This window comes from Colwellia meonggei (genome assembly GCF_057537295.1).
The window spans coordinates 361,783-374,986 of sequence record NZ_BAAJLZ010000004.1 but is presented as its reverse complement, the minus strand read 5'-3'; the positions used below and the strand labels follow the sequence as shown (position 1 = coordinate 374,986).

The 13,204-nt window shown below is 38.2% G+C and carries 13 protein-coding genes; 4 read left to right on the top strand and 9 right to left on the bottom strand.

Features of this window, described 5'->3' with window-relative positions; all coding sequences use genetic code 11:
• The first annotated feature begins 109 nt into the window (after positions 1-109).
• Both AC27E9_RS12580 and AC27E9_RS12575 read left to right on the top strand, forming a co-directional pair.
• Positions 110-514, top strand: coding sequence for a helix-turn-helix domain-containing protein (locus AC27E9_RS12580; protein ID WP_487130674.1), 405 nt, complete (start codon positions 110-112; stop codon positions 512-514).
• Positions 515-576: 62 nt separating this feature from the next.
• A complete protein-coding gene (locus AC27E9_RS12575) occupies positions 577-966 on the top strand; it encodes a VOC family protein (protein WP_487130672.1) in 390 nt (129 codons plus the stop codon).
• Between the two features lie 58 nt (positions 967-1,024).
• On the opposite strand, the gene AC27E9_RS12570 is transcribed toward AC27E9_RS12575, so the two are convergent.
• Complete coding sequence (locus tag AC27E9_RS12570) at positions 1,025-1,903, bottom strand: LysR family transcriptional regulator (protein ID WP_487130670.1); 879 nt, start codon at positions 1,901-1,903, stop codon at positions 1,025-1,027.
• Between the two features lie 84 nt (positions 1,904-1,987).
• Between AC27E9_RS12570 and AC27E9_RS12565 the strand changes: the two genes are divergently transcribed.
• Positions 1,988-2,398, top strand: a complete 411-nt coding sequence (locus AC27E9_RS12565; protein ID WP_487130668.1) for a PACE efflux transporter — start codon at positions 1,988-1,990, stop codon at positions 2,396-2,398.
• A gap of 59 nt (positions 2,399-2,457) precedes the next feature.
• Here AC27E9_RS12565 and AC27E9_RS12560 read toward each other — a convergent pair whose 3' ends face one another.
• The 3 genes from AC27E9_RS12560 to AC27E9_RS12550 are packed head-to-tail and all read right to left on the bottom strand — an operon-like array spanning position 2,458 to position 6,700.
• Positions 2,458-4,731 carry a transglutaminase TgpA family protein gene (locus AC27E9_RS12560; RefSeq protein WP_487130666.1) on the bottom strand — a complete coding sequence of 758 codons (2,274 nt, stop codon included), beginning with the start codon at positions 4,729-4,731 and terminating at the stop codon, positions 2,458-2,460.
• A gap of 14 nt (positions 4,732-4,745) precedes the next feature.
• Complete coding sequence (locus AC27E9_RS12555; RefSeq protein ID WP_487130664.1) at positions 4,746-5,762, bottom strand: DUF58 domain-containing protein; 1,017 nt, start codon at positions 5,760-5,762, stop codon at positions 4,746-4,748.
• Between the two features lie 11 nt (positions 5,763-5,773).
• The gene (locus AC27E9_RS12550) at positions 5,774-6,700 is read right to left on the bottom strand and encodes an AAA family ATPase (RefSeq protein WP_487130663.1); all 927 of its coding nucleotides are present in this window, start codon (positions 6,698-6,700) and stop codon (positions 5,774-5,776) included.
• A gap of 540 nt (positions 6,701-7,240) precedes the next feature.
• Between AC27E9_RS12550 and AC27E9_RS12545 the strand changes: the two genes are divergently transcribed.
• Entirely contained in the window at positions 7,241-8,317 is a 1,077-nt protein-coding gene (locus AC27E9_RS12545) for a M14 family metallopeptidase (RefSeq protein WP_487130661.1), read from the top strand.
• Positions 8,318-8,416: 99 nt separating this feature from the next.
• On the opposite strand, the gene AC27E9_RS12540 is transcribed toward AC27E9_RS12545, so the two are convergent.
• From AC27E9_RS12540 to AC27E9_RS12520, 5 genes are all read right to left on the bottom strand, one after another.
• Positions 8,417-9,667, bottom strand: a complete 1,251-nt coding sequence (locus AC27E9_RS12540) for a hypothetical protein (protein ID WP_487130659.1) — start codon at positions 9,665-9,667, stop codon at positions 8,417-8,419.
• Between the two features lie 31 nt (positions 9,668-9,698).
• Positions 9,699-10,271: a MiaE family protein gene (locus AC27E9_RS12535; protein WP_487130657.1), complete on the bottom strand. Its 573-nt coding sequence runs from the start codon at positions 10,269-10,271 to the stop codon at positions 9,699-9,701.
• Positions 10,272-10,541: 270 nt separating this feature from the next.
• Positions 10,542-10,733 carry a DnrP protein gene (locus AC27E9_RS12530; protein ID WP_487130655.1) on the bottom strand — a complete coding sequence of 64 codons (192 nt, stop codon included), beginning with the start codon at positions 10,731-10,733 and terminating at the stop codon, positions 10,542-10,544.
• Positions 10,734-10,785: 52 nt separating this feature from the next.
• Complete coding sequence (locus tag AC27E9_RS12525) at positions 10,786-12,624, bottom strand: nitric oxide reductase activation protein NorD (protein WP_487130653.1); 1,839 nt, start codon at positions 12,622-12,624, stop codon at positions 10,786-10,788.
• A gap of 155 nt (positions 12,625-12,779) precedes the next feature.
• Positions 12,780-13,058 carry a hypothetical protein gene (locus AC27E9_RS12520; RefSeq protein WP_487130651.1) on the bottom strand — a complete coding sequence of 93 codons (279 nt, stop codon included), beginning with the start codon at positions 13,056-13,058 and terminating at the stop codon, positions 12,780-12,782.
• Positions 13,059-13,204 lie beyond the last annotated feature (146 nt).

The window sequence follows — 13,204 nt, the reverse complement described above, 5'->3', positions numbered from 1 at the left end:
TTTTTACTTAAATTATGTGTACAATTTAAGTGCCATATAGGCTCTATAATTTATTATGCGCTTGTATACTAAGATAAAGCTTAATCGAAATTGTCGCCGTAACCTTTAAATGTTGAAAAAAGAAAATTCAATCTACGAAAATGAGCTTAATCGTTTATATAATGATGTGCTCTTTCGACCAGAGCAATATGCACAAGTAAGGCAATCTCGAAAATTTATGGAAGAGAACTATTGTCAGCGAATAGAGCTAAATGATTTAGCTAATGCGGCATTTATGTCTCGATTTCATTACGTTAGAATTTTTCAACAAATGTATGGCCTAACACCAAGAGTTTATTTACGAGATCTACGAATTTCAAAAGCTAAAAGCCTGATAAAACAAGGTTTACCCGTCACTCAAGTTTGCTTTGAAATTGGTTATGAAAGCCTACCAACATTTTCAGCTGCCTTTAAAAAATGTACCGGTTACAGTCCTCGGCAATATTACCAAGTTCAAAAAAGCAATCTAGAATAAGTTTTTGCATCAAATTCTAACTATACTTAACTCATTCAAAATTCAGTAAGTAGCTTTAAAATATGATTAAAATAAACGTAACGAGCGTTCCTGTTGACGACCAAAACAAAGCATTAGACTTTTATACACGCGTATTAGGTTTTATTAAAAAAACAGATGTTCCTGTTGGTGAATACAAGTGGTTAACGGTTGTCTCCCCTTCTGAGCAATCCGGTGTTGAGCTTTTGTTAGAGCCTATGGCGTTTGAGCCAGCTAAGGTGTATCAAAAATCGCTAAAAGAAGCGGGAATACCATGGACATCTTTCGCAGTTGACGACTTGGAAAAAGAACACCAAAGACTATCAAGCTTAGGAGTGGAATTTTCAATTACGCCCAGAGAGGCTGGCACTGTTATGATAGCCGTACTCGACGATACCTGTGGCAATCATATTCAGTTAATGCAAGAGCTGTAAACTAAACTTTTTCAATGCCTATAGCGTCAAAGTTTGACGCTAGCTTCCCCAGACCTTATTAACTAATTACGCTTTTTAACTCATTAAATAGCCATGTTAATGCAGGCCCTTTTGATATTCCTTTTTTACTGACAAGGTCAACCGTAAAGCTCCAAGTTTTATGGTCAAACGAAACATCTATTTTTTTCAGTTGGTTAGCCTTAATTTTCTTTTCTACCATATGGGAGGGTAAATACGACCAACCAATATTTTGTTCAACTAAAGACAAAATAGAACCAAAGTCATTACACCACCATGTTTGATTTGACAGGGATATAAACTGTTGTAATTCACTACCTTGCTCGCCTCTTAGTGAAATCTGGCGATGGGGCACTAAGTCTTTCACAGTAACCGAAGTCAAAGAAGACAACGCAGAAGCAGGGTGACAAACAGGATAGAACTCGATATTACCAATAAAACACAGTTCAACATCAAGGTTAAATGATAAATCAGCAAACATAATACCTAAATCGATATCACTGGCACTAAGGTGCTTAAGAATATCTGTACTAGCTAAAGTTAGTAATTCAACTTGCGTATGGGGAAAATTAAGGCTGAACTTTTCTAAAATTCGATTAACACTCGATAACTGTAAAGCGCTATCCACTACTAATTTAATCGTTGCTTCTTCGTTGTTATGAACCGACTCAACAACTTTATCTAATTCCATTGATTGGTGGAGAACCGCCTTAGCATAATTATAAATTCTCTCACCTTCTTTCGTTAATTTTGGCTTTCTGCTACGCCTATCGAAAAGCAATATATTTAAGTCAATCTCAAGATTAGCTATTCCCTGACTAACAGCAGACTGAACTTTATTCAACTTTCGTGCACAGGCTGAAAATGAGCCTAGTTCAGCCGCTACAACTAACATTCTTAACTGTTCTAAATTATACATATCACTATAACTGATAGTTACTAACTACCTATCATTATAAATATCGATAAAATAACTCACAAGTTAAAATATGAGGAACGAATAATGACAACCAAAGAACGAATTATTCATATGGTACTATTTGAAATAATTGCGCTTGTTTTACTAACCATTATAGCAATATTGACCACAGGTAATGATGCAAAAGAAATGGGCGGGCTCGCTATTATTCTCTCATTCATCGCTATGTTTTGGAACTTCGGTTATAACTTCGCCTTTGACAAAGTAGTACCCGGTGAACGACTTGCAAGAACCAAATTTACCCGCTTACTGCACGGCATTGGCTTTGAACTCGGGATGGTTATTTTATCTTTCCCTATATTGATGTGGTTCTTAAAAATGGACTTTGTTAGCATTTTAATAATGGACATCGGTTTTGTAACTTTCTTCTTTATTTACGCCATTGCCTTTAATTGGCTTTATGACTTAGCAAGTGTTCGAGTTATCCGTGATTAATGATAGGCATCGAAGGGGCTGTTATTTCATGTAAAACTTAGACTTATTTGAAAATAACCTTACTTAAAAGTAAGTTTTGCCAGAAATAACTGCCAACGTAATTCTCTATAACATTGACTATATTTTCTATAAATTTGCTGACGATGTTGCACTTTGCTATCGAGTTTAGAATTATTTTCAGCGGTTAGGGCGTTAGTTTTCTGGCCAGCCGTCATATTCTTTGGTATTTCACTAACCAATTGATACTGTAGCTGATAGTAATAATGTGAAAGGCTATTAAACTTGTCTGCGATTTCAGGCCTGTGCTTAGCAACTTCGCTGGCAAACTGCATTGCGGTAATTGATTTTGCTTTAACAATATTTTGTTTAGCCAAAATAGCAACTAAGTTAGTGTATTGCTTTTGCCAGACACTTTGTTCATGGTTTTTCTTCAAAAAAGCTCGAACAAATACAATCATGAATACAAGACTTACAGTACCAGCAAGTATCAATACTAAACTTTGTAACGACGGCAATGCCGCTAAAATACGTTTGACTACTTCGTTTTGCCGTTGCCCTGTGTAACCGATAACCCAGCGGGTCCATTGATAATCAAGCGCCTCAAGTTGTTGCCGTATTTGAAAATAAAGCTTACTTGCCTTAATAGCTTGAAATGAAAACAAACCACTAGAAAATTCATTATATTCATTCAATAAACTTGAAGAAAAACCACGTTCAACACGCTCAGAGTCTACCGCAGCAGTAGGGTCAACTCTTACCCAGCCTTGCTCTGCTAACCAAACTTCTGACCACGCATGAGCATTACGTTGATAAACACTTAAGTAATTGCCATTAGGATTAACTTCACCGCCAAGATAACCAACAACCATGCGAGCAGGAATACCTGCCGCACGCATTAAATAGGTGAATGCGCTCGCATAATGCTCACAGAAACCGGCTTTGCTATCAAAGTAAAATTGATCAAGAGTCGCGCCATTTAGTCTTGGCGGCTGTAAGGTATAAAAATATTGCTGTTGATTAAAATCTGCTAGTACGGCATTAATTAACTGCTGATTATCGATATATTGATTACGCAGCTGTTGACCTTTTTCTGTTAGCCTAGGGTTACTGGTAGCTGGCAAAAGAAGATTTAAATTACGCTCAGTAGCGCTAAGCGTTCGCGAAAGAATAGTATCAGGATAACTGGTTACGTTGTAACTGAGCGTTTGATTAACTATTCCACGATAATACAGAGAAAAATCACTACGTTGAGCAATTTTGGCTTGTTCACTTGTAGCAAAATCTAAAGCAAATAACCAAGACTGAAAACTCGGTTCTGTGATCACTTGATAAGAAACTCCGACCCCTTGAATATCAACATTCACTTGTTCATTTCGACGCTCGTTTAAGCGCGGGTTAGCGGCTTTTAATCTATCAGCTTTTGTTTGTTGCCAAGTACCGCCGTCAAAATCATCAAGTACTAATGCTCGCCAATATTGCTGTGAATGTGCCGGCATATCGCTATTAAAACTTACTCGAAACGCCAATTCATCAGACAGAGCTAACTGCGCAATATCACCGACCTTAACTCGGTCAGATAACCCGACTTTTGCTGATTCGACACTCGGTACTTGCCAAAATGGTGTGAGCTTTGGAAAGCCAATAAACAAGGCAATGGCTAATGGTAAAGTATAAAACATCAACTTGGTTAATGTTTTCAGTTGTTGTTTTAAGGCTATCGTTGGCGCATAAAACACCAACAACACAATCAAGTTAGCGAAAACCAATAAGATCACTGCAATAGAAAAATAAACCGATTGATAAAAAATAAGTGATGACGTCGCAATAAACATCCCTAACACCACCAACTGATATAAATCTTTGCGCCGTGGCATTTCAAATATTTTCAAGCTATAAGCAAAGCACAACAAGTGCACCATAGATAGCAATAGCCCCATATCCCGCCCAGAAATTGCCAGTGTTATGCTACCAGTGATAGCAAAAACAAAAACCAACCAAGCGGGAAGTATTTTAGGTACAGAATAAAAAGCCGCTAAATTTGCCGAGGCGCTCGCACTTTCTGTGAGCGATTTTTCGGTGCTCGATAGTGGTTTTAATGGCGCGAAGCCTTTTTGCTGAAAAACCGTTAAGTTTTTTCTTATTTTATAATGACTAATAAACTGAATTAGCAACAGCGCTACTGCCACTACCAGGTAAATAAAATGTAACTGCTGCACTAAAGTTAATAAGTTAAGTAGCTGAGCTGCCAGCAATAATAAGTACATTCGGCCGGATAGCTGTAAGTTGTTACCGCTATTTTGTTTGATGCTTTTTTTAGTGCCTTGTTTTGTCATACCAATAAACCTCTCTAATAACACGCTAGTGCTGTCAAACAGTGCTGAGTATGTTCAGGGCTGTACTGATAAGGAAATTCTTGGTTTGGCAAAATTAATGAAAAAGCAATTTGTTGTTGGCTACAATCATTAATAGCATAACTAAGTAAACTTAATTTTTGCTCTAAGGTAACATCAGGCAATGAATTGAAGTCTAATTGTAACTTATTAGAAAATGCTTGCTGGAATTGCTTACTATGCCAACCTTGACCTCGGGCAACTTGTTTCCATGCAACTCGACTAAACGGTTCACCTTGTTGATATTGCTGTAATTGATAAAATTCATCATGTCCTACTTGTAAACTGGCTTGGTGATTTTCCAAAGTTTCATTTAGTTCAGCGGTTTGAGCACCCTGTTGTTGACTTTGCCAAGCGTAAATAACGGGCTCAGGAAAAACAGTAACTTGTTGGGCAAAATCTAACCGAGTCCATGTACGGAACAAGCCAAAACCATATTCACTGTTAATAAGCATGCGCGGCAGCGGGAACTGCCCGCGTTGTTGTGCATAAAATGGCACTTGAATGTCGTTATCGCCTGATGCAAGTTCTAGTATGGTTTTGCTATTACTTTCATCGTTATCCTGAGTAAACGAGAAATAAAGGTTATAACGCGATTTTTGGCTTGAAACCGTTAGTGGCAGTAGTAATTGCCTACCAGCGAAACCTTGAACCGAATTAGTCGCTGCAAACTTTAATCCTGATAAATTGAAAAAACTATGGTGTAAAACCACAATAAAAAAGCTAACTAATAAATAACTGATCAAAATAATAATATTATTTTGATAATTGGTGCCTAATAAAAATAACAATAGCGTAAAAAAACAAAAAGCAGCACCAAAGCGGGTCGGCATTATAAATATATTACGGTAGTTTATTTGTTGCTGTTTAGCTTGTGGTATTCTGCGTCTCAACCAAATCTCAAGCCGGTGTTGTAGCCAGCGATTCAATGGTGCAACTAACCAGCTAAACTTTGATTTAAGGTATTCCAACAAGTGACGATTCTCTATTGTGCCAAGGGCAATGTTGGGTCAACTTGACTAAGAACTTGTTGCGACAGTTCGCCATTTTGCTCAAAAACATTATGCTGCTGTGCTGCTAGCCTATGTTCACATACCGCTGAAAATACTGCTTGAATATCCTCAGGAATAACATAATCGCGGTTTTCCATAAAGGCCCATGATTTCGCCGCAGCAATGAGCGCCTTACCAGCACGCGGTGATAACGCTTTACATTGTAATTGTTGCTGACGACTAGCCCGACATAATGCAATAACATAATCGACAATCACAGGTGCAACTGTAATATTGGCAATGTGTTGTTGAATATCGCGCAACTGTTGATCGTTTAAACATGCGGTAACATTACTTACGTGGGAATCAATTGACTGCAAGATTTGTCGCTCGGCTTCAATACTAGGAAAGCCCAATGATAGTCGCATCATAAAGCGGTCAAGCTGTGACTCAGGCAGCGGATAGGTTCCTGCGTGTGTCATTGGGTTTTGTGTGGCAATAACAAAAAATGGCTCAGGCAGTTGATGCGTTACTCCGTCAATACTCACTCGCCCTTCTTCCATTGCTTCTAACAAGGCACTTTGAGTTTTAGGGCTGGCACGATTCACCTCATCAGCCAATACCACTTGATTAAAAATTGCTCCCTGATGCAATTGAAAGGCTTTTTCATTATCATCAAAAATGGCTATGCCGATGACATCAGCAGGCATAAGGTCTGAGGTGAACTGAATACGTTGATAAGATAAACCTAGGGTATAAGCTAAGGTGTTGGCCAGGGTTGTTTTACCCATACCAGGTAAGTCTTCAATTAAAATATGGCCTTTCGCTAGCAAACAAGCTAAAGCTAATTTAACCTGATGAGGTTTACCTATCACCACAGATTCAACTTGCGCCAAAATATTAGCAACAACGGTTTGCATATATTTAATTCCTTATTACCTGTACAAAAATACCAGAGTAGCTCGTAAGACTAACACTTTATGCACGCCAAATAAAAGCACATACAATCGAAGCTTAAAACAATAAACCACATATCTAACACGCGATTTACAGCCTATTTTTCATGTCGAAAAGAAGATGAAATAACTTTAAAATAACAACAAATAAATGTGCGTTATATCACATTTTTATCGCGTAACTTCTTTACCGTCACCCCTTATAAAATAAAGCTTTCATCAATTAGCGCTTAAGATCAAAAAAGCATTAAAAGATAGCCCTTTTGTTGAAAAGAAAACAGATTATTTGACCTTAGTCAACAATGCTAAATAAGACTTTGTGTCATGCTAGTTCGATGTTGCTAATTGATGCTTTGTCCGAAAATTAATTTTGCTATTTAGTATCGCCGATTAATTTCGATATCAATTACCAACAGTTTACCAGGTTGCTTTGCATTATGAGCTCAACACAAGCAACACATTTACTAAAACTCGCGAAGCTACTCTCGCGTTCTGGGGCAAGTTATGGACATAGATTTTAGCGAAATTAATTATTTAATAGACCCATGCAGTAGAACATTGCATGCTGACTATCAGCAATTTCTCTTATCGCTAATAGGACTTACCGTTATTGATATTAGTGGTGAGAACAAGGATGAATGGCGCGTAATATCAACACTTTTGCACGGCAATGAGCCATCAGGCCTTATTGCGCTGCACCGCTGGCTAACCAGTGAAAACGAATTGCCCCGCCCTAAAACAAATATTCGTATTATTATTTCTTCAGTAGAAGCGGCAACTTATCAGCATTTATTCAATCACCGCTACCTACCTGATGGTGTAGATTTAAATCGCTGCTTTAATGAAAAAAGCATTAGAAACAGTAAAGACGCTAAAAATAAAAATCTTAGCGGTTACATACAACGCGCTAAACTAGTTGAACGAGCGATACGTGAAGTTAACCCAAAAGCCATTATCGATTTGCACAATACCTCAGGAAATGGCCCTGCATTTGCGGTAAGTACTTTAATAAGCCCAAATGTTTTGTCATTGGCATCTTACTTTTGCGACACGTTAATATTATCGGATATTAGTATCGGTGCCATGATGGAGCTTGATTTTTCTTGCCCCGTTGTCACCATTGAATGTGGCGGTAGTAATGATGACCAAGCACATGAAGTTGCTTACAACGGTATAAAACAATTTGCTAAATGTGACAGCAGCTGCACTTTACCACAAGACAAAGCAGTGCAAATTCTCTACAAACCTCTGCGATTGGTTATTAAAACCGACCGCAAGTTATCATTTAGTGAGCATGATGAAAACTACAGCGGTGTCACATTAAGACAAAATATAGAGCAGTTTAACTACGGTGGTTGTTGCGAGGGTTTATTACTTGGTTGGCTAGATGATCAAGGTTTAGAAAATCTTGAAATGCTTAATGACCAAGGTATTAATGTTATTGAAAATTACTTTAAGCAAGTAGATAACAAACTGGTTTGCGCTAGCAACTTAAAAATATTTATGGCGTCGAATCAAAGTGGTATTGCTCGCTCAGACTGCTTATTTTACGTGGTTAATAATGTTAACAATCATTTATAAAATACTATAAATTTTAGGCTTTCTAATTAACTGATAATATCTCAGTACGTTATTGAGTGACTAACAAATCAATTGCTAGTCACTCGCAACAATATTCGTTCATACTTTAAACGGAGCGATTTCAAGCGCCCGCACTAATGGCATATTTTCTAGCCCTAAATCTCTCAGTGCGTGAATAAATTTGAGTGTTTTAAAGCTATCAAACCAAACAGCCAACTGCTTATCAAACTGCACTTGCGAAGCACGCTGCTGCTTTGCAATGAACGACAACAAACCAATATTTTTCAGAGCTTGCTGTGTTATCGGTGTTAATGCATTTAACCAAAATTCCGGTTGTTCTCGATGTTGCCACAAACAATGAAAAGCACTTAAGCAGCCCTTTAGCTCAAGAAAAACATTAGGATTATAATACTGATATTCTTTCTTTGGTGTTGTCAGCTCCATAATACTTTTCACCGCAGGCCCTGTGCCAAATGGTACACGCTGCGATGGTCTCGCATCGAGCTTTATGGTGATATTTGGCAAAAATTCAATACTGCCAAGTTTTGCTAGTTTATTAAGTAGATAAAAGTCTTCCCCTGCACTGCGTTTTGGAAAACCTCGAGCCTGACAGTAAGCCAAAGCGTCAAAAGATAAAATACTGCCGATGGTAAAATAGGCATATGGAGAGTCAGCATAATGCAGCCCTGCAACATAATAACGTAATGCACTTTCGTACAATGCGTTTGCTTGATGAATGGCCTGCTGCTCACTATGGTGGTAAAAATTACAGCATGTCGCAACTACATTTTTTTGCTTTAAATTGGCAGGAAAATGGCCAGTAAAATAATTATCAGGCAACTCTGCATCGGCATCAGTTGAATGAATCCATGCGGACTTTATAGCTTTTTGTTGATACAGAGCTACGGCAATATCAGCGCCAATCTTCCTTGCTAAACCTACTCCTTGCTCCGGAGGCAACGGTTGCGAATAACGATCAACCAATAAAATTGCGCTACTAGCACTATTGTTGGGCTTTACCAATCGTAAGTTTTTTTGCTGCCAAGCAACGTCTCCTAGCGCGGTTAGTTGTTGTGCCAACAATTGCTGGGCAGATGTATTTTCACGACCAAAATCACTGTCCGGTTGATTAATAACAACAATAACTAAACATTGCTGTCGTGATAATGCCGAATTAAGAAAGTGTTCAATAAAGGTATTCGTTTCTTGAAATGCAGGAATAACCAAGACATGTTGAAAATTTAGTGCCACTGGGAATGACGCTAAACTTGTCACTTCTTGCTCAGCATATTGGGCTAGATATTTTCTAATAGCTTTCTGTTGTTGTGCTATAAGTTGCGCACTAGCCATAATATTTTCTCTCTAATTATACGCTAGGCAATTAATGTAAGGCTGCTCTGAAAGGTAATGCCAAACAAATATCTGCCTCAATATCCAAAATTTCATCTAAACGAGCATTAACCTCTTCTTTTGGAAAATATTCATAGGCCAATTCAATAAATAGGTTCTTATGCTTTTCTTCCGACTTCGCAATACTCTGATAAAGATCTTTGTCTTTACCAGCGGGCAATGCTTCAGCAACCAGTGAAAAACGCTCGTAACCACGCGCTTCAATAACACCTGCAACAATTAATCTATCCATAAAAAATACGTCACTACCGTTACGAAAAACTTTTCGTAGTTGGTTAATGTATGGGTCTTTCTCATCTGAGCCTAGCTGACCGCCACGGGCATTAATTAACTTCAGCACTTGTTTAAAGTGAATTAACTCTTCAATAGCTAAGTCGGCCATCGCCTTAACTACTGACTTTCTATCTGGGTAATGAGAGATCATTGACATCGCCATACCAGACGCTTTTTTTTCCGCGGCGGCATGGTCAGTTAAAAAAGCATCGAAGTCACTCAATACAACTTCTGCCCACTCTTTTGGTGTTTGGTATTTTAATTCGAACATAGCTAAATTTACTGCATAAAAAATTAAGAATAATTGATGGCGGTATTTTACACACGAAAAAAAAAGCAACAAGGATATTTGCCGGTAAATGGCTATTTATCTTGTTACTTTATGATTAGTTTGACAGCCAAAGAAATATCAACGCTTTACTTTATAGTCAGGGAGCCTGCCAACTTAAAAGTTATCTATAAATTTTACTGGTTATATAGTTAGAAACTTAAAAATGTGTATATATCACTTACAAACGAAATGAGTTGTTAATTTTCCCCATTAACGCGGTAGGTAAAAAACCATCACTAAGCAAAATAGCGCAATAAAGACAAACGCTTTGAGAAAAAAGCTCCAGCGCGCTTTTCCCTCGGGATGATTTTCAGCCAGTGCCATGCCGCAGTTACTGCAATTATCCAACTCTTTATCATTTGAGGTTTGGCAAAATAAACAGGTTATTTTTTCATGTGACATAATGAACCTTTCAATTTCCTATTTAACGTATGAATATCGACAATACGATAACTTACTGATTTGTCATTTGATGATACAGTTGCGGAAGTCTAACCGGTAACTGATCAGGCCGTAAAATCACGGTATATCCATTACTGCCAAAGATATAAGGCAAGTAACTTTGCGCTTCCTGATCAACGGTAATACAGAATGGTTTAATGCCTAATTTGGTTGCTTCTTTTATAGCTTGATGAGTATCTTCAATGCCAAAGCGCCCCTCATAGTGGTCTATATCATTAGGTTTACCGTCAGTTAGTATCAACAACAGTTTTTGTGAGCTTTTCTGCTCTACCAAGATTTTAGTTGCTTGGCGAATCGCCGCCCCCATACGAGTATAAAAGCCTGGTCGAATAGCTTGTACTCTGCCACGTATGTTATCGTCATATTTTTCATTAAAATTTTTCAACAAAGAAAATCGAACATTGCTACGTTTCACCGAAGAAAACCCATACATAGCAAAGCTATCGCCAACACTGTGTAGTGCTTCACCAAACAATAGCATTGAGTCTTGTACTACATCGATAACACGGTTATCGTCATCTAAATAGGCATCGGTCGACATTGACAAATCTGCCAACAATAACGTTGATATGTCACGATTATTACCACGAAAACTACGGTATAAACCGCGCTCTTTGGTTGGCGATATTTTCGATTCAATATGAAAATCAAGCCAAGCAGATAAATCTAGCTCCTCCCCTTGGTGTTCACCTTTAAGCCAGTAGCGAACACTTCTTAACTGTTCAAATTGCGCTTGAATTGTTTTTGCTGTTTTTTGTAATTTAGCAGGTAATGGCTTTGCCATAGCATCTTTTGGCAACATAGGGTGCAATAGGCAACGCTCTTCCTCTAATCGTTGTACTTTATAATTCCACTCGGGAATTTTAATACCTTCGCCCAAAGGAATATCATCTTCTGCAGCGGACGGTAAGTCCATATCAATTTTAATACGAGCACTTTTCTGGCTTTGCTCTTTTGACACGGTAATTTTATCTAAGTCTTCTGCAACACGTTGATTGTCTTCGTCATCATCGTCACTATCGTCAGTACCACGGTCGAGTTTTGAAAACTCGCTCCATGAAAACATGGTTTCAAGACGAAATATCATCATACCGTCTTTTTCGTCGCCTGAATCAACACGTTCAGCCTTTTTCCGACTGGTATCACTTTTCTTAGCTTTGCTTAGCTCAGCGGCTTCAAGCTCTTCATCGTCTTCGTATTCAGGCAGTATTTGCGGGTCAACTTGCGCGGATGGATACAACCATAAATAAACGGCTTGAGGCGCATAATTAACCATAGGAAACTCTTTTACTGAGCCAGGCTGCGTTATAGCTTGAATAATGGCTTTTTCCATCACCTGTTCAGAGTTTGGACGTTTAGAATGATCGTTCCTGCTCGCAACAAATGCGGCAGCTAAACGATCATAACGTGGTTTCAACGCTGGGTACTGTGCTAAAACATCAACGACAAGTTGTTGGTTATCAATAGCCCAATGACGAAACTTACCACTATGCTGCGCCGCAAGTACGGCTAGCCAAATGTATAAATCATGGTTTAACTCAGAAGTTGGAAAAACCGCTAGGCTTTCGGGTAAGCGTAAACTATCTTCATCTTGCCAAGCCAAGCTAATTTGCTGGTTTTCACCGGCTATTTTTTGTAAGAAACTACGACGAACAATATAGTCACGATCACTTGCTGCTTCAACACGCTTTATGGCATCACCACCTAAGGCACGAAACACCATGCCAACCGAATGGCTAACTTGAGAAAACGGCACCGCTGCATCGGCATATTCAGTGCTCGCTTTACGTGTAATATATTTGTGCCAAAGACCACCTACCCATTCTTCCATTTCGCCCTTCCTAAAAGGATTACTACATAATTAACCATAACGGTCATGCTAGCAAAAGATTTATATGCGTGTTGTGATGTATGTCAAATTAGCTTGTTATGGCAATGCTTTAGTTGTTTATGCAATTGATTAATTATCAATAAAAAGCCGCTAAACTAGCTTTTATCATCAGAAGCTTGCTTGGGTTTATCTTTTGGAACCGTTAAGTCGGGTAAATTTGCACTACCAATGTTGTGTAATACTAAACCCATCATAAAACAGAAAAATGAAATTGAGCCAAAAAAAGCCTTCATTACTTTATCTTCTGTATCGGTTAATGTCAGTAAATACCCTGCACAAATAAAGGCAACAATAATACTGATAAAGCCAACAACCTTAGCAAAACGCTGCAAAATATGTTTATTTTTACGCTGTGTTAATTGCTCTTCACTCAAGGGCTTCTCCAAACGAAATAATTATGTAAATTCAAGCTATTATTCTTTAATGCTAGCTTGAAAAACCAAAAAATAAAGCCGCGGTATCACTACCACGGCTTGATGCAGACTAGCATAGTTTTGTATTCAACAAAGTGAATTCAAAC